The organism is Bacteroidia bacterium, from assembly GCA_041391665.1.
Lineage (GTDB): Bacteria > Bacteroidota > Bacteroidia > J057 > J057 > JAGQVA01.
Genome location: JAWKNO010000001.1, coordinates 2055229 through 2078857, shown reverse-complemented (window position 1 = coordinate 2078857; position 23629 = coordinate 2055229). Strand labels below are relative to the sequence as shown.

At 47.2% G+C, this 23629-nt stretch carries 15 protein-coding genes; 4 read left to right on the top strand and 11 right to left on the bottom strand.

Annotated features, from left to right (window positions below; all coding sequences use genetic code 11):
• Positions 1–578: 578 nt before the first annotated feature.
• The 4 genes from R3D00_08725 to R3D00_08710 all read right to left on the bottom strand — a co-directional run bounded on the left by R3D00_08725 (position 579) and on the right by R3D00_08710 (position 8406).
• Complete coding sequence (locus R3D00_08725; GenBank protein ID MEZ4773254.1) at positions 579–1307, bottom strand: formylglycine-generating enzyme family protein; 729 nt, start codon at positions 1305–1307, stop codon at positions 579–581.
• 30 nt (positions 1308–1337) lie between these two features.
• Positions 1338–2612: a neutral/alkaline non-lysosomal ceramidase N-terminal domain-containing protein gene (locus tag R3D00_08720; protein MEZ4773253.1), complete on the bottom strand. Its 1275-nt coding sequence runs from the start codon at positions 2610–2612 to the stop codon at positions 1338–1340.
• A gap of 75 nt (positions 2613–2687) precedes the next feature.
• A complete protein-coding gene (locus tag R3D00_08715) occupies positions 2688–3434 on the bottom strand; it encodes a mechanosensitive ion channel (protein ID MEZ4773252.1) in 747 nt (248 codons plus the stop codon).
• 40 nt (positions 3435–3474) lie between these two features.
• Complete coding sequence (locus R3D00_08710; protein ID MEZ4773251.1) at positions 3475–8406, bottom strand: amino acid permease; 4932 nt, start codon at positions 8404–8406, stop codon at positions 3475–3477.
• 127 nt (positions 8407–8533) lie between these two features.
• Between R3D00_08710 and R3D00_08705 the strand changes: the two genes are divergently transcribed.
• Both R3D00_08705 and R3D00_08700 read left to right on the top strand, forming a co-directional pair.
• The gene (locus R3D00_08705; GenBank protein MEZ4773250.1) at positions 8534–9184 is read left to right on the top strand and encodes a hypothetical protein; all 651 of its coding nucleotides are present in this window, start codon (positions 8534–8536) and stop codon (positions 9182–9184) included.
• A 129-nt stretch (positions 9185–9313) separates the two neighbouring features.
• Entirely contained in the window at positions 9314–9970 is a 657-nt protein-coding gene (locus R3D00_08700) for a hypothetical protein (GenBank protein ID MEZ4773249.1), read from the top strand.
• Positions 9971–10044: 74 nt separating this feature from the next.
• Here R3D00_08700 and R3D00_08695 read toward each other — a convergent pair whose 3' ends face one another.
• The 5 genes from R3D00_08695 to R3D00_08675 form a co-directional block, all read right to left on the bottom strand.
• On the bottom strand, positions 10045–13173 hold the full coding sequence (locus R3D00_08695; protein ID MEZ4773248.1) for an efflux RND transporter permease subunit: 3129 nt from the start codon (positions 13171–13173) through the stop codon (positions 10045–10047).
• A 31-nt stretch (positions 13174–13204) separates the two neighbouring features.
• Positions 13205–14263, bottom strand: a complete 1059-nt coding sequence (locus tag R3D00_08690; protein ID MEZ4773247.1) for an efflux RND transporter periplasmic adaptor subunit — start codon at positions 14261–14263, stop codon at positions 13205–13207.
• Between the two features lie 30 nt (positions 14264–14293).
• A complete protein-coding gene (locus R3D00_08685) occupies positions 14294–15640 on the bottom strand; it encodes a TolC family protein (protein ID MEZ4773246.1) in 1347 nt (448 codons plus the stop codon).
• A gap of 84 nt (positions 15641–15724) precedes the next feature.
• The gene (locus tag R3D00_08680; GenBank protein MEZ4773245.1) at positions 15725–16156 is read right to left on the bottom strand and encodes a MarR family transcriptional regulator; all 432 of its coding nucleotides are present in this window, start codon (positions 16154–16156) and stop codon (positions 15725–15727) included.
• Between the two features lie 89 nt (positions 16157–16245).
• Positions 16246–18189: a hypothetical protein gene (locus R3D00_08675; GenBank protein ID MEZ4773244.1), complete on the bottom strand. Its 1944-nt coding sequence runs from the start codon at positions 18187–18189 to the stop codon at positions 16246–16248.
• Between the two features lie 88 nt (positions 18190–18277).
• On the opposite strand from R3D00_08675, the gene R3D00_08670 reads away from it, so the two are divergent.
• Both R3D00_08670 and R3D00_08665 read left to right on the top strand, forming a co-directional pair.
• Positions 18278–19699 (top strand): sulfatase-like hydrolase/transferase, encoded by a 1422-nt coding sequence (locus R3D00_08670; protein ID MEZ4773243.1) that lies wholly within the window; start codon positions 18278–18280, stop codon positions 19697–19699.
• An 86-nt stretch (positions 19700–19785) separates the two neighbouring features.
• Positions 19786–20715 carry an oxidoreductase gene (locus tag R3D00_08665; protein ID MEZ4773242.1) on the top strand — a complete coding sequence of 310 codons (930 nt, stop codon included), beginning with the start codon at positions 19786–19788 and terminating at the stop codon, positions 20713–20715.
• A 15-nt stretch (positions 20716–20730) separates the two neighbouring features.
• Here R3D00_08665 and R3D00_08660 read toward each other — a convergent pair whose 3' ends face one another.
• Entirely contained in the window at positions 20731–21828 is a 1098-nt protein-coding gene (locus R3D00_08660) for a hypothetical protein (protein MEZ4773241.1), read from the bottom strand.
• Positions 21829–21838: 10 nt separating this feature from the next.
• A complete protein-coding gene (locus R3D00_08655; protein ID MEZ4773240.1) occupies positions 21839–23623 on the bottom strand; it encodes an FAD-dependent oxidoreductase in 1785 nt (594 codons plus the stop codon).
• Positions 23624–23629 lie beyond the last annotated feature (6 nt).

Below are 23629 nucleotides of genomic sequence, written 5' to 3'. Positions count from 1 at the left end.
AAGCGACAAAAAATAACCATTTCCCGGCATTATTGATAAAAAAAGTTGGGGTTATTTTGTTAGAGAATAAAAACTTATTGGGGAAATAGATGAAAGCATGAAATTGTAAAGGACATCGGCATATAGGCGCAAGGGACAAAAGTCTAGCCGACCTTCGTGGTCTATACCCTTCTGCCTGGCAGATGCCTCAGGTGCATTTGATTGGCGAAGCCGGGAAAAACGGAAAAGGGTGTTTTTGCTAGTTTTCGCCGGGTTTTGCTATCAGCAAAGACCTCGGAGAGGTCAAATGTTTGTAGCCTTCCGGCGCCCCCTATTAATTTCCTTCTCATTATGCGCCGAAGCGCGCAGCCCTGCTTCTCCAGCCGGAGAAGCACATCTCATTATAAATCGCAAAGTCATCCCGAACGAGCGATAGCGAGGAGGGACCTTCTCAAACCTCAAATCGCAGATTTTTCCTGCGCGTCAACTTCTTTCTGTCCCGTTCCGGGACGTTTTTATAAAGCGTGATTTTGAATGCGGCCCTTGCAAAAGGTAAATCCCTTCGGGAAAGGTAAAAAACCAAAAAGGTAAAACCCTCCCTACAAACCCGTCCTGGAGAGGCGAAAGCCAATAATGCTGCTGCGGCTGTCCGGGAGGTAGAAGTCGCGAAAGGCAACGCGGCAGTCGGACTCGTTGCTGCTCCAGCTACCCCCGCGGAGCACACGGACACGGCCATTTTCAGGGCCTTTGGGGTCATTCAAAGGGGGGGTAGTATATTTGCCATACCAATCGGCACACCATTCCCAGATATTTCCACTCATATCAAAAATTCCCAGTTCATTGGGGGCGAGTAAACCGCCGGGCTGGGTTTCACGATGACTATTTTCTCTGTACCAGCCGACACTTTCAAGTCTGGAACTTCCTGCATATTCATTCCCAGATCGGTAGATCCCCCCACCTGCGGCATATTCCCACTCTGCCTCTGTCGGCAAGCGATAGGCGCTGTTGCCCGACAAACCCAGGTGTCGGTTGAGCTTTTTCAAAAATGAATGACAATCAATCCATGACACATATTCTACCGGCAGGTAACGGCCCTTAAAACTTGAAGGATTTTCCCCCATCACAGCCTCCCACAAAACCTGCGTTACAGGGTACTGCCCCATATAAAAAGTACTAATCTGGGTTTCGATTTTGTCATCCAGCAAAAATCTCCCACCTTCAACTTTGACCATATTGAAGGATTGCCCGCCGGGCAAGGTTTCGGTGTGGATGGATAGTGTGGCAGGTTGGGAAACAGACATGATGGGAAGATAGGGAAAATCTCGCATTTCATTTCTATTTAGTATAATAGCTCCCCCTCACTCCAAAGCATGAACCATCTCCCTCATGGTCGTCGTGATCAGGGCTTCGGTGCCGGGCATACAGCGGGTGACCATGACTTCATACCCGCCTTTGGGGTAGGCGGCATCGGTACAGAGATAGCCGCTGCTCCCGTTGCAATGGGTAATGACGATGGTGTTGGCATAGGGTGAATCGGCTTTGACGCGCATGCCTATCTCGGTCATAAGTTCTCCTGAGATGCCGGCAAATACGATCTTGCCGATTTTTAATGTGGAAAAGCGTAGTTCCACGTCAGGGCCTGACTCTGGTTTTTGGTTGGGTGCGCGGGTTTCCAGTGGTTTTTTTCCCTGGGCAAAGGCGGTTTTCTGAATGGCTTCTATTTTTCCATTGGGGAAGGTCTCGATGGATCTCGCGACGCGTTCTACTTCCTCGCCGACCAGCATCCCGATCGCGTCGATGTCGCGAAAATCGTTGCCGGGACCGTAAATCGGATTGATATCGCCAGAAGCACCCGCGGTAACCGGAACGATCACCTTTCCGTCAAAGGCCTTTTCGACAAAACGGGCAGCAGCGCCCGGCCAGTCTCCGGTAATCTGGTAATTGTCCTGTCCGCTGACAGTACCGTGGCAGGGCCAGTTGACAAATATTGCCAATGGGTTGCGGTTCATATCGTCGATGCGGACAACCGATACCGTGTGGTCGCAGGGGCCGTCGGGATTACGGCCCAGCCATATACTGCCGTCTGCCAGTCGTGCCCGGCGGTTGATATTCATTGTGCAACTGCCTGTCCCCGCACCCATCCTTACGGGCTGACGGCGGCTCGCCGCTGTTTGAACGACGGCTACCAGTTTGTCTTTCAGAGCATTGATATAGGCTTCCGTTTCAGGTGCGGCACCATCGCCGTAAGTGCGGTTGGCAGGGCCTCCGTGGTTGTGGGTGGCGACGAGCATGATATATTCGGGGGAGATTCCCGTGGCTTTTTCGATGCGTTTTGCCACCTCCGAACTAAAATCATGGGAAAATCCGATGAGATCCGCAGTGATCATGGCAGCCCGATGTGTACCGTCATCAAATACCATGGCCGTTGCGAAAATAGAATCGTGAACCCCTTTAAATGGTTCTACGCGGTTTCCATACCCGCTCATGAGAATGGGTACAGCAGGGGTAATATTAATTTTTGCTATGCCGGCACGGAGATTACTTTCCTGTTTCGGCTGATCTTTTTGGGAAAAAATGCCCGCAAAAGGGAAAATGCCCAGCAAAAGGAGGAGAAGGAAGTTGGTAGTTTTCATATAGCTTTCTTTTGAGGGAGAAAAGATACACAATTTTGTAAACGGACAGACGCCCATTTTCCCCAAAAGCCATTTCTATATTTTCCTGCTCAAGTTCTCATCTGCGTAAAGCGCCTTTAACCGACTTTCCACAATAAATAACTGAATCTTATCTATTCCCTTGACCATCACTTTCACTGAGTAATGATCGGTTTCATCAGTCAGTTGCTCAAATACGATCTTCTCGTCAGGTAAGACATACGGCATCGCCAGCAAATGGCTACGTATATTCTGTTTTTCCAGTTCAATGTCACAGGGTTTCTGTATTCTGAGATCGATCCCATGCCTGAGCACGCCTGACCGCGGACTGCTGCGTACGATGGTGGCTTCGGCAAACCGTACATAGGGAATATCCAACATCGAACCGTCCTCCAGTTCGAGTTCCAGACTCAGTGTATTAAATGAACGGATTGACCCTGGTTTTGATTCATAGGTGATACGCTGTCCGATGGAATAGGTATTCCCAAACCAGTAAATAAGCCCGAGGATGAAATTGCGGAAGGGATAAAACAAAACTGCAAAGAGGACAATGGAGACAACCGTTCCCGCAAGTGGGCGACTCGCCAACAGGCTCATCAAAACCACCAGGGCAAGCGTTGGCCAGTAGATTCTTTCGGTCAGCGCCAGCCGGTCCAGCCACCGTTTTCCGCTGGTTCCTTTTCCCATCGAGGGCATGACAATCTTCTTCACAAGGGTGTACACAAATGCGATCAGCAACCCTGCTAACAGCGTCCATATCACATTGCCCGTGCCGGAAATCTCTTGGTTTAAAAGTTCATCCATTTCTTTCTGTTTTTACCATTTTTCTGCATCAGTTTCTCTTTCAAATTAATCCAAACTGCTCCGCTTGTTCTATGAAATCGGTTTGCACCAATGGGTTTAGCCGGTAGGTACTTCCCATCACATCTTCCAGCACGCCATCAGCCAGCAATTGGCGAATAAAACGATCAGCCCTTTCTTTTTCCTGATAGCCAAACAATTTTTGGATTCGCTGAGCATCGAGATGTTTGTGAATAATGAACTGCGAAATGACCACCAACCACTCTTTATCAGGGAAATCCGGCAGGCCAGAGATCGCGGGAAGCGCGATTTCTACATATTCCTCGGTACAGGCTTTAATATTGTTGAGCCACTGATGCAAAGCCACGCCAATTACTCCGTGGGAACTTTTGTGATATCGATCTGCAAGCTTCCGCATCTCTTTCTTAGAGAACTCCTTTTCTTCTTTTCCATTGAGCACGAGTTGCAATCCACCGGCCGTATGTCTTTCAAGCAGAATGTCTTTCAACGCGTTCCGGTCAAAGTTGTGCATGGAGACGCGTGGAGCCATCAGGTCAACCAAAAGCCCCTGACCTTCCATAATATGGAAAGCGTAATGGTTGCAGGTCAGAATAAATTTTCCTGTCGCATGCTCATCATTGACCAGGTTAATGATGTGTTTCAGTGCCAGATTATGGGGATCTGCCCTATCCCACCAAAGCTCAATATCTTCGAATAAAAAAACGACGCCTTCTGTTGCTTCATGAATGACAGCACCTTCTCCAAGGGTCATACCCGTCTGCTTTTGGAGGGTTCGTTTCAAATCATCGATTGAAGTACTGCCACCAACCGGAGCCTGAACCCTGATCACTTTTGCAGTACTGACTTCTTTGGCCACTGATTCTGCAAAAAAACTCTTCCCGGACAACGGGGCGCCGAGAACAACCAGACAAGATCTTTCGCCACTGCCCGGCTCCAATATCCGCAAGGCAAGCGCCAACTCACGTTCACGGTGTCGGATGCTGTCAATACTGGGAGCCCTCCGGCCGATAAATAATTGTTTGTAATAGAATGGAATTCGATCGCTGACTTCGCTGGAGATGCGAAGTTCATCCGTGTATTGCCGAAGTTCCTGATGGACATCCGTCAGTTCTTTTTGATGGGCTGATTTTATTCCGGTTAAGGGATGATTCTCCTCTGCACCAGATAGCAGACCTGCATAGCGATCGATGAGTGAACTTGCTTTTTCTGAAGTACTGCTAATCCAGTTTTTTACGCCTTTTTTGGAGCCATTTATTCCGGACATAGGAATCACCCTTACGGCATGGTCAAGCAGGGAAGAAGTATTCATAGCACTGGTTGCCGTGTGGATCAGATCGTCGAGCATTTGCCTTAATTGAATTTCCTGCGATTGATACGATGCGCGCAGTAAAACCAGATTTTCACGGGCCCTGACCGACATGCTTCTGATCTGGGCAGGTTCTGGCGCATCTTTCTGCAGGGTCATTTTCTGGGTGATCTGGTTCACATCATACTGCACCTTGCTGAGCACTTCCATGCTCCGCTGATAAGCGGCAGAAAGGTGTTTTTGCACCGGTCGAGCCAATACATCGGTGAGCAGATGGCCATAGCTGGTGAGCGAATCAATAGTGATCGACTCTACTTCTTCTCCCTGATGGAAGGCAAAGTTGTTTAAACTCTCGGGGTGCATAAGTTCCAGTTGCTCGGGCAACTCCTGTCCCGCTACTTCGGCCCATGACAAAAGCCCCTGAACACGGATATTGTCATGCGTGAGACTATGATCGACTTCGGGCACAGTTGTCGGATCAAAGGAGGTAGTAAGTTCAAGACGCCCAAGCCAGACTTCCACCTCAAGCAATCTTTGCCGGGTCACCGCAAACATCGAAGTGTTCACCTCCTCTTCCAGCTGTTTTCCGATCTGTTCGATAATGAGTTGAATGCGGTGTAGCTTAATATCAGTCGCGAGTTTAGCTGTCAACAGATCGCTATTGCGATGCCAGTGCTGCGGATAATCCACGATCTCATCCAGCAAGATTTTTAGCTCTGCCTTCGAATAGGGCCTGACCGTTTTTGAATTGGATACTTTATCTTCCAGAATCAGCGAAACTTCCGACATCAATTCTCTTCCAATGTTTTTAATTGAGCTTCTCAGTGTATGGCAATTCTGTTGGATCGCCATGGAAAGATCATCAAAGGTTTGCCTTACTAATTCAAAATGTTGGTTTTTGTCCTGAAAATCTCCGGAGAATGCGCGTTCGCTTTCGATCAGTCCATCTTTCAGCTTTTCATTCAGGATAACCGTAGTAAGTCCGATTTGCAATTGAATCTGCTTCACTGCATCCAGATATTGTTGTCTGAAAAACTTACGAACAATCTTTTTAAATGGGCGTTTTCTGCCTTCAACCCTGATTCGCTTATTTATTTGCAGGGGAATTTGCTCTGACAAGTCGAGCAACTTGTCCCGTAAAGAACTCATCCGTTCCTGCAGATAAGGAATATCATCCTGAATAAAGACATCCGAGCGGGCCTCATATTCTTCCAGCAATTTAACCGGCGCCACCGTTTCCCCTTCCTGATTTTCCTTCTTATCGATTTGATAAAAGGCCATTTTCCGACAGTCTTTCACAAATCCGAGGTACACATTTTCAAATGAAGCCAGTTCATCATCCAGTATTTCTGTGGTCATTCGTTCCATCTCATCTGTAAGAGCGGAAAACGTGGATTGTGTTTTCTGGTCGGAAAAAGTTGGAATAGAAATGATGCTGCCGGCGATCAGCTCGTTTGTGAAGTCGATTTCTCCGGTAGTATCTACTTTGTGAAAACCGACATCTTCGCCGAGGGTCGAACTGGTTTTCACGAGGAGCGTGGTGCCGATGGATTTGAACATCTCGGTTGTTTTCTCTACAAAATCGCGCTCCTGCCCTTCGGGTATATCCGGAATTCCTGCAAGAATCAGGTCAGCGTCTTTGCTTTCGACCTTCATTAATTCATAAGAAGGTTTTTGCATCAGGTGATTGTTGATCACCTTTACTGTAGCTTCGATCCGATACGTATCGAGCATCTTATGAATTCTCCGCTCAAAACCTTCTTTACTGGTATCATTGATCAATATTACCCTAATGGCAGCTTTGTACCAGTCGGGAGATCGCGAGATAAATTTCACCAGATTGAGGGTAAGTTCAGCATTATTCTTCAGGTTGTGCCACCAGACATCGATGCGCTGATATTTTCCAAATTTCCGGTTCCTGTCGTAATCAAGATAGAGTACATTGTAATCGAGGGCAATCAGTTTTTTTGTCATCTCTGCAAACCAGACCTGATCGGTGGTGTTTCTGGCCCAGCCGAGCAGCACGGTATTGGGTTCTACCCCTGAAAATCCGTAGGTGCTGGCGATCGTTTCGATTCCTTTGTACACATTCTGGACTTCCTGCTTGCGGCCAAAGATTCCGTACTCATGAAGGATGGGGTCGTGTACCGATTGTTTATGTTTGGGAAAAAGAACTTCAGCTTCGGGGTTCTCCACCAAATCGAAATTGGAGACCATGCCGACTTTGCCTGCAATGGCTTTGGCAATCTGAATCAGGTGAGGCCGGTCATCTGTGCCACCTGAAAAAAGCAGAATATTCGGTTTCCAATTGCGGGAAGTGTCCACCGACTGATCCATTTTCTGCAATCCTTTCATCACCAATGATGACCACACACTTGTCCATACATCCCCGGAGCTCAGTGCCAGGTGTTTTCGCTGCAAGTATGCGTAAATGCCTCCGATCACAATGACTGCCGCAAACATTGCGCCTGGATTCAATTGGAACATCACGCCGAAGGTGGCAACAAAGCCCAGCAGTCCGATCCAGCCTTTTACCTTAAAACCAGGAGAAAAATCGGCACTTGCCCAATTCTCCAGAAAGAAAGAAAGGTTGATAAATCCATATGCAGCCAGATAAAACATGGAGCATACCTCCGCAATCATGTCCAGCTCTCCGATCAGTACCCCACATTCTGCAATTACCAGCGTTACCAGCAGCGCATTGCGGGGTTCGTTGTCTTTGCCTACACCCTTACTGAAAACTTTGGGGGTAATGCGATCAATGGACATGGCCTGAAGGATACGGGGGCCACCAAGTATGCCGCCGAGGGCAGAAGAAAGCGTTGCCCCCCAGATACCAGCCACCACAGCGGGCGCAAAGAATGCCATCTTCATCAAGATATTATAATCACTTCTGAGTATCTCCGGCTCGATGGTGTAAGCCATGAATACGGCGAGTGAAATATAGATAAGAAAGCCTACGGCAATGGCTAATATCGTACCTGTGGGTATTGACTTCTTCGGATCTTTGAGGTCTCCAGACATGGCAATACCCGCGGTAAAGCCTGTTACTGCCGGAAAAAAAATGGCAAAAATCGCCATCATCGATATGCCTTCCGGGGGACCAAAGTTGGGGATATCCACCGGTGCAAACTCCCTGGTTCCGGCAAAAATAGAGGCCAGAGAGATCCCGATGGCCGCCATAATGAAATATTGCGTCTTGATTGCCACAGCGGTACTGATGATCGCAATTGTAGCCAGAATCGCCAGCGCAATACTTCCCGATATCCGAAGCCCGTTGATGGAGGTAGTAAATCCAAAATATGCGTTGATGCTTTCGGCAAAGCCGACCAGATACAGGGCGATACTCAGTGAAGTAGCCATCCAGAGCGTAATGCCAATGGCTCCGCCGATAGGTAAGCCCAGACTGCGGGACAGTACATAGTAAACACCCCCAGCACCCACTTTTCTGTCGGTTGCGATGGAAGAAATACTCAAGCCGGTAGTCACCGAAATGACGTGTGCGACCACGATGATAAGAATGGAACCGATGAGTCCGGCATTACCCACAACCCACCCCATGCGCATATACATGATCACGCCGAGTATGGTGAGGACCGATGGGGTAAATACGCCGCCAAATGTTCCGAATTTCCGAGTTTTGGGCATATTGATGTATTCCGCTTTACTGCAATCCGACTAAAGTATACATTATGAGTTAGCGGGTCAAATTTATCAGTGAGTCATTTACATCACTATATTTATTTATTACATTACTAACTAGCAGTTGTTAGTTATGGAAAATACAACAAAAAAAACTCACATTGCCTTGCACACATGGATGATTTTCTCCCTGCTGTCTGCACCGGGTCTTTCCCTTGCATCACAACTATATGAACCGGATACTGCTTATGTGCTGATCATTGACCATTATAAGGTTATGGTAAATGCTACTACAGAAGAAAAAAATAAAGCATGGATAAAAACCAATGAACCCACCTACATCAAAACAGGTGAAACCGTAAATATGGAATTGGAAAATGGTGATAAATTCCCCAATGCCCGGATTACTAAGATCGAAAAAGAATTTATTGTAGCAGGAGGAGAATCTATTCCCATCGCATCAATTGTAATTATTAAAGTCAAAGACAGTCCACGACGAGTAATCACAAAAATGTTCCGGGGTATAGTTGCTTTATTGGGTATTATCCTGGGAATCGTGTGGGTCGGGTTTTATTTATTTTTCGAGGGAGGCAGTGAACCGGATGCACTATTTGGTGCAGTAATCTTGATTCCCTTAGCCATTTTTCTATTCGGGATATCCCCCTTTTGGAAAACCTCCCGGTTTGATTTCCGGAAACCCCGGTTTACGCTGGGTACTGCCGCGATTTCCGATTTGTCACCTAAGGTTCGGAAAAAGCTGGAGAAAAAGTCTTTTCTGGAATAATGAGTCTGCATCTAATGGTGGCTTCGGGAGCCTCAGTCACCCGTTTTTTATACATAGAAACCCAACCCGACAAAAGTCATTTCCTGCATAGTTTTTCATTTGTACCTTCCTAACTAACACTTGTTAGTTATGGAAAATACAACAAAAAAAACTTACATTGCCTTGCACACATGGGTGATTTTCTCCCTGCTGTCTGCACCGGGCCTTTCCCTTGCATCACAACTATATGAACCAGATACTGCTTATGTGCTGGCGATTAACCATCTCAAGCCGGTTAAAAAAAACAGCTGGCAAACGACAACCAGGTTCAGCTATATATCAGCTGGTGCCAGGGTCAATTTAACGCTGGAAGATGGACAGGAAATCACGAATGCCCAGATTGAGGCGATAGGGAAAGGTTATATCGTTGTAGCGGGAAACCATGTGCCAATTACCTCTATTGCCAAGATCAAGGTAATTGATTCGCCCGAAAGGAATTCACAAAAAATCCTCGGTTCACTGCTAATTCTTGCGGGGATATCCCTTATGGTATATGGGATGTGGCTAGGACTTTTTGTGTCTTTTTATAACGTTATAAGTTTAATTATCTCTGGTGAAGAGGATACATTTTCAATTGGATTACTTATGCTCTTAGGTATAGGTATGACCATTTCCGGAGTTGTGATGGTGTCGGGAAGAGTATCCGAATTTAATCTCGGGAAACACCGGTATACGCTTAGTACTGCCGCGATTTCCGATTTGTCACCTAAGGTTCGAGAAAAGCTGGTGGAAGAATTCTTTTGGTAAAATAATAAATAAAACTGAGCCACCCCTTATTTCGGGATGGCTCAGTTTTATTCTGATATCGGCATTTTATTTAATTAAACCTCTGCCAGTTCGGGGGTTTGTTTTTTCTCCCGGGGCGCAAACCAACGGTTGACCCGGATGCGAAGTTTTTCGATGAGATAATACATAGTCGGAACCAACAGCAAGGTCAACAGCAGCGAACTGGTAAGCCCGCCAATGACTACCCATGCCATACCATTTTTCACTTCCGCGCCCGCACCATTGGCGAGGGCAATGGGCAACATGCCCGCAATCATGGCAAAAGTTGTCATCAGAATCGGGCGCAACCGTTCTTTTCCCGCTTCAACGAGCGCTTCTACCAGGGAAAGTCCCTGCGCTTTCAGGTGATTGGTAAAGTCCACAATCAGGATACCATTTTTCGCCACCAACCCCATCAGCATAATCAGTCCGATAATGGCAAAAATCGTCAGCTCCTGCATCGACAAAGCCAGCGCCAACAAGGCTCCGATCAATGCAACAGGAATGGAAAACATCACGACAAATGGATAAACCATACTTTCATACAACGCGACCATGACCAGATATACCAGCACCAATGCCAATAACAGGGCAAAACCCAGACTGCCAAACGCATCGCTCTGCTGCTGAGCCTGTCCCAGCATTTCGACCCCAACCCCTGCAGGCATGTTGATCTGATCAATTTTAGCCTGTATTTCACTGTTGATATCGCCCATAGGTCTTCCCGTAGCGGAGGCCGTGATTTTGATCGAATTGAGGCGATCGGTTCGCTCCAGCACAGATTGTCCCACGGTTTCATATACATTGGCAATTTCATCCAGCCGAACCACAACCCCCTGCTGATTTCGCAAAACCAGGCTTCTCACGCTGGCAATATCTTGTTTATCGCTGGGATCCAGTTCGATATTGATCGCATATTCCTCCCCTTCTTCCCGAAACTTTGAACGGTCATTGCCCCGGAAAGCCAGCTGTACTGCCGCCCCCACTTCGGGCACACTCAAGCCATGACGGGCGACTTTTTCGCGATCCAGCTGAATTTCAATCTGCGGTCTGGGGCTTTTGGTACTAAACTGAATATAATCTGTACCGGCAGTACTTCTGACAGCTTCAGCTACCTTCTGAGCGATGGGCCAAAGCTGGTCTGTATCCGCGCTTTTCACAGCAATCTGGATCGGAGACTGGCTGGAACCCGTAATACTCGTTGGGATAATGGTCGCCTTCACACCGGGAACTTTCAGGATTTCATCGCGAACTACGACAGAAAAGTCGTCCTGCGAAATTTTCCGGGTCTCCTTATCCACCATTTTTACAGAAATTTCTGCGAGGTTGGCAGAAGAAGAACTTCCGCCCATAACCCCACTCTGCGTACCTACACTTGTAAAAACAGTAGTTACTTCAGGATGTGCAAGCAGTATTTTTTCGATCTGAAGGGTAGCCTGGTTGGTTTCATACAGGCTGCTCTGAGGTGCCACTTCCAGTTGAATGTTAAATTCCCCCCGATCACTGTTGCTTACAAAGGCTGTACCGATAAAACCGGCAGGTAAGAGGGCAAATGTTCCGATAAACAGAAGCGTGATTCCCAACAGGATATACCGTTTATGCCCCAGGCTCCAACGCAGAATTTTGCCATACTCTTCTTTGATCGTATCCAGCAATCTTTCGAATCCCAGACTAATTTTCCCCCAGAGAGAATCTTGCCGAAGATGTTCTACCCGTCCCCAGCGAGAGGCAAGCATCGGGGTAAGCGTAAATGCAACCAACAAACTCATCAGGGTGGAAAAAACTACGACAAGTGCAAACTCCCGAAGAATATTTCCAATAAGACCGGTGCTCAACGCCAAAGGAACAAAAACCACAACGTCAACCAGGGTAATCGCTACGGCGGTAAAGCCAATTTCGTTTCGCCCTTCCAATGCAGCCGTTTGTTTATCTTTGCCCATTTCCAGATGGCGGTAGATATTTTCCAATACCACAATACTGTCATCCACAAGAATCCCCACAACCAGCGAAAGCGCCATAAGGGTCATCAGGTTGAGCGAAAATCCAAAGACATTCATCAGAATAAATGTCGGGATCATCGCTGATGGCAATGCGACAAGAACAAAAGTGGAGCTTCGCAGACTATGCAAAAACATGAGCATGACCGCTGCCACAATAAACACCGCAAGCGTCAGATCCTCCAGTACGCCATTGGCAGACTGAAGGGTATAGGTGGACTGGTCCATGGCAATCTCATAGTTCAGCCCCTGAGCGGCAAACTGCGTTTTCAGATCGGCCAGCGTCGCTTTTACTTTCTGGCTGACCTCCACCGCATTGGCATCCGCCTGTTTCACAATCTCTACCCCAACCCCGGCTTTTCCATTGATCCGGTTAAGGGCCGTGATTTCCTGCTGGCCGTCTGAAATGGAAGCCACATCGCGGAGAAATACCTTACTCCCGTCTGCATTCTCCCGGAGAATGAGGTTTCGCAACTCCTCCACCCGGGAAAGCCTCGCGTCAAACTGAATCGAAAGTCGTGTACCACTGGTCTGAACATTTCCGGCGGGATAAGAACTGTTTGCCTGACCGATGAGCTGACTGACCTGTGCAGGGGAAAAATTATAGGCGTGGAGCTTATCATTGTCAAGACTGACCTGAATTTCGCGTTCCGTTCCTCCGATCAACCGTACCGTGCCCACGCCTTTTACATTGGAAAGAATCGGTTTGATCTGGTTGTCGAGCAGGTTATAGAGTTCTGTCGGGGACAGATTAGCTGTAGCACTGATTCGCAATACCGGAAGCTCCTCTGTGTTAAAGCGATTGACCACCGGGTCGTCGATGTCTTGAGGCAAAAGCGAAGTGATTTGCCCGATTTTTCTTTCAGCATCGCGCTGAGCCGTAATTGTACTGATTCCGGGTTTTAGGGTAATCAGTACAAGCGAAAAGCCCTCCTGAGAAGTAGAGGTAATTTTATCTATACCTTCGATGGCGGAGACGGCATCTTCTACCGGCTTGGTAATATTGGTCTCGACCTCGCGGGGAGACGCGCCCGGATAAATGGTACTGATTGAAAGCACATTAGCTTCAAACTTTGGGAGCAGGTTGTAGTTCAGATTGCTGTAACTGATAAAACCAAACAAAACCAGCACCACAAATACCACTGTGATCAGCAACGGGCGTTTAATGGATATTTCTGTAAGAGACATGTGTCGATTGAAATTCTTGGGTAAAAATTACTTACTCGATTACTTCCACGGGTGAGCCGTCGATAAGATTGATCTGACCGGAAACCACGATTTCTTCTCCCAGGCTAAGACCTGAGACCACTTCTATTTTCTCTCCGCTTTCACGTCCCAGAACAATCTTGCGATAATGTGTGGTGCCGTCTTTAACGACAAATACACCCGGATTTTTAACCCCTTCTACCAACGCGGCTTTGGGAATCATCAGGGCTTTGCTATCCTGATTGAGTTTAAAATCAACCATGACAAAACTACCAGCCTTCAGCGTTACCCCCTGGTTGTTGGCAATGGTTACCTCTACCCGGTAATTGTGGTTAATATCTGCTTTAGGATTGATAAAGGTGATGGTTCCTGCAAATATTTTCCCGGGGAAAAGCTCGGTTTGAATTTCGGCCTTCTGCCCTTCACTGAGCTGGTAAACGACCTGCTCATCGACCATGACAATCGCTTTCAACCGTGAGATGTCCACGACAGTCGCCAAAACGGCGCCCGGATTGGCGTATTCACCGGGTTCCAGGTTTTTGACAGTTACGATTCCACTGATTGGCGCGATAATTTTCCCATCTTCAATCTGCTTTTGCGCCTGCTCTGCCTGAAGACGGGAGTTTTCATAATTATACTTTACATCCAGATAATTCACTTCTGAGATGGCCTTGCCTTCATAAAGGTCTTTGTACCGTTGTGTATCCTGCTCCAGCTTGTCAATCGCAAGCTGGGCAGTTTTAAGGCTGAGCTCACGCAGGCGGGTATCAACATGGCCTACGACCTGACCTTTGGAAACGCGGGTTCCGGGTTCTAGCTGTAAAGATTCAATACGGCCCTGTGTATAAGCGGTGATGTTGGCATCTTTGTTTGGCTCCAGGTTTGCAGGGAGAAGCAGTACACCGGAGATTTCTTTCTGTTCTACATGAACGGTGGAAACGCCGATTGCGAATCCGGAGCGGTCAACTACTTGTTTTTTTGCGTCGATGACTTTCTTGTTGGAAACCAGGGTAACAGCCATAGCTAATAACAAAAGAATTACGACGGATATGACAATAATTCGATTTCTCATTTTTGGAAATACTAAAGTGGAGGATAGAAACTAAAGTTGTTGGATATATTCAGACAGTGAACCGCTGGCCCGCTCGTAATCGAGTCGCGCGGTCAAATAATCTAGTACTGAATTGATATAGTTGTTTTGTGCTTCCTTGTAAGCAAAATCTGCATTGACAAAATCTGAAAAAGGTGCAACGCCTTTCTCATATTGAAGGGTACTGTTGTCAAATACATCTTTTGCGAGTGCGAGATTTTCGCGATTATTTGCCACATTGATTCGCGCACTGTTTAAGATGGTAGATACATTTTGAAGCTGCATGTCCAGGTTTTCCGCGGCAAGTTTATAGTTGATTTTTGCATTTTCCAGGTTCAGGCTGGATTGTGTAATCTGGCTGTAGCGGCGCAGGCCTCCGAATATGGGGACATTCACCTTAAGGCCAATAGAAGAAAAATCAAACCAATTGTTGTAAGATGCCCCGAGTTCATTGCCCAGCGCCTGGGCGCCATAACGCCCATAGGCAGAAACCGTAGGAAGGCGGGAGGCAGATTTCCGCTTCAGATCAATTTCCTGCAACGCAATACTCTGGCTCTGCAACTGAAGATCGATATTATGCTGGGGGTCAAATTCTCCGGAAACAGGCACTTCAATGTCCATATCCAAAAGAGAAATCTCAGCGAGATTCAGTTCTGCCTCCTGAGGCAGCCCCATTGCCAGCCGGAGGCGGTTGAGCGCGAGTTCCTCGTTGGTCTGTAATACCTGTTTTTGGGAGCGCACATTGTTGAGACTGACTCTCATCCGGTCATAGTCAATTTTTTTTGCTACGCCTTTTTCGTATTGTAGTTTTACTACCTCCAGTTGCTCCTGAAACTTCTGTTCATTTTCTGCAAGCAGTGCCAGTTTTTGCCGTGTCGCCAGTACCTGATAAAAAGCTTTTGCCGTCTGTATAATCAGCTCTTCGTCATTTTTTTCTTTCTTCAGCCGGGCAATTTCCATATTGGGAACGTTGGCGCGAAGGCCGTATATCAATGACTGGTCATATATCGTCTGATCGAGTTGAACCGTCGCCGTAGTCGAATACTGATTGCCAAACTGAACCCTGATGTCTTCTGAGCCAAATACTCCAGCGGGAATAATCGTTGTCTGACGCTTTAGATTGTCATCGAGCGCTGCGACACCATTAATCTGCGGTAAATAACCAGCCAGGGCTTCCTTTGCCTGCTGTTGTGAAATGGCCGCCTGGTTTTGATACACACGGTTGCTTTCATGATGGGTAAGGGTATAATCTACACAGGCATGGAGATCCAGCGATGGCTGGGCCAAGGTGCTTCCGATCATCAGTACCCCAAAGCATGCCTGCACAAATCCTTGTTTTACTTTTAGAGGTGATAACATTTTGGTGGTGAAATAAATCATTGTTTAAATCAAAAGTAGATGAGATATATAATTGATGGGATCAATTAATTATGTAAAAAAATATTAGCAGAGATCGTTCCCCTGTAAATGAATCAGCACTTCGCGAAATTTTTCCACATCTTCTTTGGGGACTCCGGTCAGCATTTCATCGAGGGTTTCGTGAATCAGGCGACGGGTATGCTCCAAAAGCTGCTGGCCTTTGGGTGTAAGCACCAGATGTTTTTTGCGCCTGTCAATGGTATTGGGTTCGCGTGTAATCAATTGCATTTGCTCCAGTTGGTCAATATGCCGCAACACCGCTGATTTATCGCGCTCCATCAGACTGGCCAATTCAGACTGAATCATCTCTTCGCGAGACGAAAGGACATTCATCAGATAATGATGATGGATGGTAATGGGTACTTCTTCACGCTCAAACCGATCTGAAGTTCGGCGAACGAGAGCTTTGACAGCATTTGCCAGAAGATAGCCGATAGAAAGTTGTGATACAATCATAATAGTTGACCTTATCAACGATTGTTGATGTATAAGGTTGCAAGTTGAGAAGAAAAAATTATGATATCACTACGTGGAAATAATTTTTTTTACTCCACGACAATCTCTGCGATTTTCTCAAAGCCAAGATAACCATAGGAAAACTTAATCTTCGTGCCGGCAGACTGGTTGACAACCCATTGGGCAGTGAATAAGCCGGTGTGATTGCCGGTTTCTGTCACGGTCATTTTTTGGGGTTCGGCACTGTTCACCTGAAAGATTACCCATCCGGTATCGGGTTTTTCCCAGTCATGATCGAGGGCTGCATGAAGGGAAATGGTAAGGGTTTCTCCGGGTTTGGCTGTCGCAACTTCCTCCGAACCGGCGTTCAGAATGCGGAGGCTGTGCGAACCTAATGTGGAAAATATCACACTGCTCATCCATGCGCGGTTGGTAACGGCCCATCCTTCGGTGGCATAATAGGAAAGTACGCCTTCTTTATTGGGCGTAGGATTGTAGGGAAACATATTGTCGAGGGGTGTGCCATCCAGTGTCCCCCTGACTTTACCGAGTTTTCCAGCTCCATTGGGGTGCGCATCGGGCCAGCCGGTTTCGATCCCCGGCCAATATCCGTTGATGTCGAGCCGGTCCTGACTTTTATTGCTGTAGTGCGCCTGAGCGGGATTGAGTCCAAATACCTGATTGACCTGTGACCAGCCGATATTTCGGAGGGCAGGGTCGCCCAGGACATAAGCGACGGCAAACATAGAGCCGCCCAATCCGGTATTGCCCAATTCTTTGGTTTTGGGGTGTGCCCATTCGGTGTCGGAGTGTTTGCGGTAGTGCCAGAAGTTATCGGTTTTCTGCTTCATATGAGCGGTCCATTGGGCAAGTTTTTCGGCGGTGCCATAAGGTGCAGATTCGGGGGCAACCATCAGGAAAAATGCCAGCGCCTGCGGCGTAATATGTTCGCCATTTCTGATCCACCACATATGCCGGGGATTGTCAAAGTCCCAATGCGCGATCATATCCATAGCAGCGGCACGGGCGTAGGCGAGAAATTTTTCCGGCTGTCCGTCTTTTTCATTTTTTTCAGCCAGATACATAAACAGATTCCGGAAAACGGCCTGCCCATATACATTACCCATTTCATTAAATTCCTGCCAGCCGACATCAATCCACTTATCGCTTTTTACAAAGTACCGCACCACCCGATCCCGCTCATAGGCTTCCCAATTGTCGAGGCATGTGGCGCGATAACGGCGGTAAACGGCTTCGTCCATATAGGGCTTTAAAAAGCTATGATAGCCTGCGCAAACCGCTGCCAACTGGTCGAGGGTATTCTGGTAGTCATAGGTTTGTAATAGATCTCCGGGATGACCGAGCATATAGGGCCTGTGTGCCGTAGGGCCGTTATAGTCGCGATGATGCCAGGCAAATTCTCCGTGCCAGAGGATAAGTTTAATCAGGTCAGGCACTTGTTCATCGCCAAAATCTTCGTGAAAGTGATCAAATAAAGCCGGGTTGGAGGCATACAGCAAGGTCTCAAAAACTGCCTCCAGCGTATATGCCCCACCATCGCGGGAAGGGCCTCCACCTGCTACCTTGATTTCATCGGAAAATATAGGATTTTCACTACCTCTTACATCGATAAAAAACTGGTAGGCAAGCTGGCTGGATATATTTTCCATCAGGTGGTCTGCGATCCAGAAAGGATGAGAATGGCCATGACCCGCTACACGTATGGCATATTCCCCTGCGGATTGCTGTGGGTTGAAAGCAGTAAAATCTCCCGAAAAGTTCCGGATTGTACCGCTAAATAAAACCTTTGCTTTTTTATCAGCCGTATCTTTTGCCCCGACAATCTGAAAAGCGGTTCCGTCTTTGGCACCATAACAAACAAAACGTTTGGCTTCATTCAGATTGTACCCTGCCTGATTGACAATGGGACGGCTCTTAACAGGATTTTCTGGCTGCTGCGCATAAATGTTATAGCCAAACATCAGCAACAGACCACACAGACTGGTAAAAATTATACGGAAGGATTTTTTCATAGTAGTAGCGATTTTGAGGTAATATTATTGCTATAATAGCAATAATATTTTTAAATTGGCAATTGCTCAGTCAAAATATTTGTCAATCATGAGAAAAAAGACATACTACTTTCAAACAGGTAAAGGTACTTTGCTAATAGGCATGCTGGGTTTAATGTTTGCTTTTTCGTGTGCAAAAAAACAATCACAGCCTGTCTCACGCCCCAATCTGATCTTTATCTACACCGACGACCAACGGCAGGATGCTCTCGGTGCATGTGGAAATGAAGTAATCCAAACACCCTATCTTGACAAAATCGCAAAACAGGCGGTGCGATTTCCCAATGCACATGTAGTTTTTTCGCTTTGCAGCCCAAGCCGGGCGGCAGCGCTCACAGGCCGTTATGGCAGTGCAAATGGCGTCCTTCACCTTGGCAGTGGCCTGAATACAGGGGAAAAGACCGTAGCCCAATACCTTCAGGAGTCGGGGTATTACACGGCCATGATGGGCAAATGGCATCTAAAACAAAAACCACAGGAACTGGGGTTTGACGAATCGGCATATTTCCTTTCCAATGGGACCTATTACGGCAGAAAAATCTTCGATGGTGATTCGGTCATAACGCCAGAAAAGCATTGTGATGGCTATTGCGTAGAAAAGTCAATAGAATTTTTAGAAAAAGCAGCTAATAGCGATCAGCCTTTTTTTCTTTTCCATTGTACCCAACTTCCACACATGAACGGAAAGTTGGTCTGGGATGCAAAAACAGAGACCAAAGCCCGCTATTCAGTCGCCGATATGCCGGTCGCCACCAGTCGTCTGGATGATCTAAGCGACAAACCCGAATATCTAAAAACCGTGCGCAATCGCATACAATCTGCAGAATACGGTTATCCCGATTCCCTCGCAATTAAGCAGCATACACTGGAATACTATGCGGTGATCACGGAAATGGATGACTATCTTGGCAGGCTCTTTCAAAAAATCGAAGACCTGAGGCTCCGCGAAAACACATACATCATCTTTATGAGTGACAATGGCTGGATGCTCGGCGAGCATGGGTTTACAAGTAAGGTACTGCCCTACGCACCTTCGGCGCGTGTGCCGATGTTTGTACTCGGCCCGGGGCTAAAAAGCGGTGACGATACACAAATCGTCCTGAATATTGACCTCGCCCCCACCCTGCTCGAATGGGCAGGCGTACCGGTACCAGCAAACATACATGGCAAAAGCCTGAAACCTTTACTTGAAAATCCTAAAGCGCCCTGGCGCGAATCATTTGTCTATGAAGGTTTGGGAAATTACGGCGGTGCACTGCCCAATTTATCCGTTTTTGACGGAACATACCGGTATATCAGAACCTATTCCGACTCCACACTCACTCAGGTTGAATATGAAGAACTATACGACCAGGTTGCCGACAAAGCTGAAATGAAAAACCTGGCTAAAGAAGAAGAATTTTCAACAATCATCCGCAATCTTGAGCAGCATATTCAGACTCACAGACAAAATATTTTAGGACTGAAATAGACAAGGAATAAAAAGAAGTATCTGGATTTTGCGTAATTAGACAAGTGAAATCTTTCTTTTAAAAATGCTTTTGTAAAAAAACACAAATGAGTAAAGAAAAATGGACAACAGATAATATTCCCAACCTGACCGGGAAAGTGATAATTGTAACAGGAGGGAATAGCGGAATCGGGTACGAATCGGTAAAAGCTTTTGCGGAAAAAGGCGCTCAGGTTGTCATGGCCAGCCGTTCTGCAGAGAAAGCGCAAGTAGCAAAAACGGAAATCAGAAAAAGTACGCCAAATGGCGACATTGTGGTGATGGCACTTGATCTGATGGACTTTGCCTCTATCCGTAAATTTGCCTCCGACTTTAAAGCGAAGTTTGACCGCCTGGATGTGTTGCTCAACAATGCAGGTATTATGAATACGCCTTACTCGCTCACAAAAGATGGGCTTGAATCGCAAATGGGCACCAATCATTTTGGCCATTTTCTCCTTACGGGGTTACTTTTTGACCGGATTACGGGCACGCCAAATGCCAGAGTTGTCAATGTCAGCAGTGGCCTGCACAAGTCCGGGAAAATGGATTTTGATAATCTGCTGTTTGAAAAAGGCCAAGACTACTCACCGCTTAGTGCGTACAGCCGTTCCAAATTGGCCAATCTGCTGTTTACCTACGAATTACAGCGAAAGTTTGAAGCCAGCAAGTCTGACAATATCGCAGTTGCGGCCCACCCAGGCGTTTCCAAAACCAATCTGGTCAACCATCTGGAAAAAAACTGGGGGTATAAATTGCTACTTTCGGTTTTTCAATTGGTTATGCAAAGTCAGGAACAGGGTGCTTTACCCCAAATCCGCGCTTCTGTTGACCCGAATGTAAAGGGAGGAGAATATTATGGGCCGGGCGGATTTAATGAAATGCGCGGATTGCCGGTGATTGTCCCCTCCAACGAAGCTTCCCACAACCAGGCAGACGCAGCAAAGCTATGGGCCGTTTCGGAGAAATTAACAGGGGTGGAGTATAAGTTTTCCTGAATACGGACGACCAGGCTAATGGTCTTGTAAAAAGGCCTTTATCAGATACCCGTAGGCATAATTTGGATCCGCTGCAACGCTTACCAATGCAGTCTTGAGGGTCGGGGTTATGCTTTCGGGGTTTTCTCCCAAATATTGAAGATATGCTTTTAGCTGATTTTGGGTCATAACACGCCCCTGTGTCGCCAGTACAGGCACAACTCCGGGATCAGCATCGGGCAGCCGATTGACTAGCATCGTCTGCGAACTGATGTCCACATTGGAAAAAGACTGATAAAGTTGCTCGCCAACCCAGGGGCGTTTCCACATTTCCCTGGATAGCTTTTTAAGAATAAACGTACGGGTAAGCGGCTTGCTTAGCTGATATATTTCCAGGACTCTTGGTAACGATTGTTCCAGCGCCAGACTGTCCATATGTTTGATGGCGTAAAATTGATATTCTTCATAGTCTGAATGGAGAAAATACCGGGCTATATCCGGATTGTAAACCGAATCAATATACCGGGACATTTCCTCACGCACAACTCCATGCACCAGATGCCAGATGGTAAAACAAGAATAGAGCGCACCTTCCACCACCGATTCTTTGATCTCTCTTTTGGTAGCGCCCGAAACTGCATCCACTTTTACTCCCTGAATCGTAATCTTTTCGCCAGGGCTGGCATTGGGATCAAACAGGTCTGACAATTGTTTTCGCTTGAGAATGGAGTTTTTGTCCTGCAGCAAATGATGCAATCGCACATAGTCAGCTTCTGCAAATAATTCGTGATCAAACTTGGTCAGCGGCTCCTGCTCAATTGTGCCATAGCCAACATAAGAACCAATTAAATTCCAGTAGATCTCTATATACATCGGCTTGCAGGCGCCATCGACGCAAACAGGTGTATAGATATTTGAATAAAACAATAATGGCTCACCTTTTTCATTGGAAAGCAGTTCGAGCCGATGTTCCAGCAGGCTGTCTGCGCCAGGCCAGGTAAAAATCTCCTGACTATGGACAGCCTGCCGGTACTCTTCGCGCATATCAAAAAACATAGGGGGATTTTCGCCGCTGTATCGGATTCCTAATATCCCCATTCCCAATAGCAAAATAATCATCAGATAATTGGGCATGTCGAAATGATTAGGGTCTCTGTGCCTGTTGTGTCTGGATTAATTGCATGTATTCCTCCAGATAATTTTCGTAAATCGCCCGCGGGCCCACATTATATTTCTTACATAGAGAAGCGGCAAATCCCACTGCTGCCCCCATTTGCCCGGTTGTGCGCATGACGCGGGGTCCTCCCAGTCCGACGTGCGAACAACTAAAACAGCGCCCAGCCATAAACAGGTTGCTGATGTTACGGGAATACAAGCTGCGGTAGGGGATATAATACTTCTCCGTTCTGTAAAATAAAGCTTCCGACAGAAAATCGGGTTTGGTCTCGTCCTGAAGATTTTGCTGATAATGCACATCAATGGCTCTTTCTTCGACTACTACGGAATCGGGAAAAGGGGTATGGTTGATCACATCTTTGAAGGTGAAGATATGATCGCCCACCAATCGCCTCGACTCGCGTTTTCCCAGCAGATACGACACCCATTGCAGGCGGTAATTTTCATTTTCATCTTTTCGTTTGGCATTATAAAATGAGCCAAAAATCGCCCGCAACATATGATCTCTGATTTCTTCGCCATCTTCGATCTGGTGAAGGTCATTTCTCGAAAACTCCCAATACCACTCTCCTGCAGTCGCTTCATGCTCAGCGGCAACCTCCAAAGCCCAGGGCACTTCAGGAAACTGCTGCGGTACCATGGCCATGTCTGTTTGCCACAAAATGGAAGACCCCATCACAAAATTGTCAGGTTCTTCGGGGCTCCACAATTCGCCCCACTCATCCCAGGCTTCTCCATAGGTATGTACACTTTCCCGGCCATAGGAATATTCGGCCCCGGCCCAGTACCCGATCCATCCATCACCAGAGGAGTCGATAAAAAGCGGCGCTTTAAAGCGAATGCGTTCGCCGGTAAAAACCTGCCGGGCATCTACATGGAGGATCGTATGATCTTTGGCCAAGGCATCATACGCACGCCAATTGTAGTGAATATCGATATTGTCGTATTGCTGCACGTTGCGGTCTCGTTTTTCCTGATCCACGAGCGCTTCGGGCGAACCGTTGGGGTAATGTTCGGTATCGATCAATCGCAGAATTCTTTCAAATTTGCCATAAATGCCCAGGGTATGTACGCGAATTTCACTACTTGCATTTCCGCCGAGCAGAGGTCGGTCGTGAATCAGGGCCACCTGAAGTCCCTGTTCAGCGGCTGCAATGGCCGCAGCACAGCCCGCAATCCCACCGCCAATGACAACGAGGTCATAGGTTTTGGTGTGTTCAGGAGCCAGCGGTTCCATCAGTTTTTCTTTCCGCCAGGCGGAAAGCGCCTCCGTAGCCGAAGGCGGGGGTTGGTTGACCTGGCTCAGGTAAATCGCATCACACCGCCCGTTAAAACCGGTAAGGTCAACCAACTCCAGATGTACTTTCCGGGAAAGAATTTTTATTTCTCCGGCATACTCCCAGTTCCATCCGGGTGTCAGGCCGAGGGTATTTTTTAGTGGTTCTCCGTTGATTTTTATGCGAAACTGACCGGGCGCAGTCCATGGGCCGGGAACCCAGTTTTTTGTTCTTGCCCATACATGCCAGGTACCTTTTGCAGCCAGTTTGATATCTGTCGCTGCATTTGCCACTGGCACGCCCATCCCGTGAGCCATAAGGTAACTGGAGCCGATTTGCTCGACAAACTGGGGGTCAACCACCCATCCGCCCTTGTCGGGAAATTGCTCTGCTTCAAGGAGTGCATCGTGTTGGGCAAAGGTGAATTTGAAAATGGTCAGAAATAGAATTGAGAGGAGGAGGATTTGTTTATTCATGATCTT

Coding starts and splice junctions, on each gene's coding strand:
- R3D00_08725 (MEZ4773254.1), bottom strand. CDS start 1,307: ATGCGAGATTTTCCCTATCTTCCCATCATGTCTGTTTCCCAACCTGCC.
- R3D00_08720 (MEZ4773253.1), bottom strand. CDS start 2,612: ATGAAAACTACCAACTTCCTTCTCCTCCTTTTGCTGGGCATTTTCCCT.
- R3D00_08715 (MEZ4773252.1), bottom strand. CDS start 3,434: ATGGATGAACTTTTAAACCAAGAGATTTCCGGCACGGGCAATGTGATA.
- R3D00_08710 (MEZ4773251.1), bottom strand. CDS start 8,406: ATGCCCAAAACTCGGAAATTCGGAACATTTGGCGGCGTATTTACCCCA.
- R3D00_08705 (MEZ4773250.1), top strand. CDS start 8,534: ATGGAAAATACAACAAAAAAAACTCACATTGCCTTGCACACATGGATG.
- R3D00_08700 (MEZ4773249.1), top strand. CDS start 9,314: ATGGAAAATACAACAAAAAAAACTTACATTGCCTTGCACACATGGGTG.
- R3D00_08695 (MEZ4773248.1), bottom strand. CDS start 13,173: ATGTCTCTTACAGAAATATCCATTAAACGCCCGTTGCTGATCACAGTG.
- R3D00_08690 (MEZ4773247.1), bottom strand. CDS start 14,263: ATGAGAAATCGAATTATTGTCATATCCGTCGTAATTCTTTTGTTATTA.
- R3D00_08685 (MEZ4773246.1), bottom strand. CDS start 15,640: ATGTTATCACCTCTAAAAGTAAAACAAGGATTTGTGCAGGCATGCTTT.
- R3D00_08680 (MEZ4773245.1), bottom strand. CDS start 16,156: ATGATTGTATCACAACTTTCTATCGGCTATCTTCTGGCAAATGCTGTC.
- R3D00_08675 (MEZ4773244.1), bottom strand. CDS start 18,189: ATGAAAAAATCCTTCCGTATAATTTTTACCAGTCTGTGTGGTCTGTTG.
- R3D00_08670 (MEZ4773243.1), top strand. CDS start 18,278: ATGAGAAAAAAGACATACTACTTTCAAACAGGTAAAGGTACTTTGCTA.
- R3D00_08665 (MEZ4773242.1), top strand. CDS start 19,786: ATGAGTAAAGAAAAATGGACAACAGATAATATTCCCAACCTGACCGGG.
- R3D00_08660 (MEZ4773241.1), bottom strand. CDS start 21,828: ATGCCCAATTATCTGATGATTATTTTGCTATTGGGAATGGGGATATTA.
- R3D00_08655 (MEZ4773240.1), bottom strand. CDS start 23,623: ATGAATAAACAAATCCTCCTCCTCTCAATTCTATTTCTGACCATTTTC.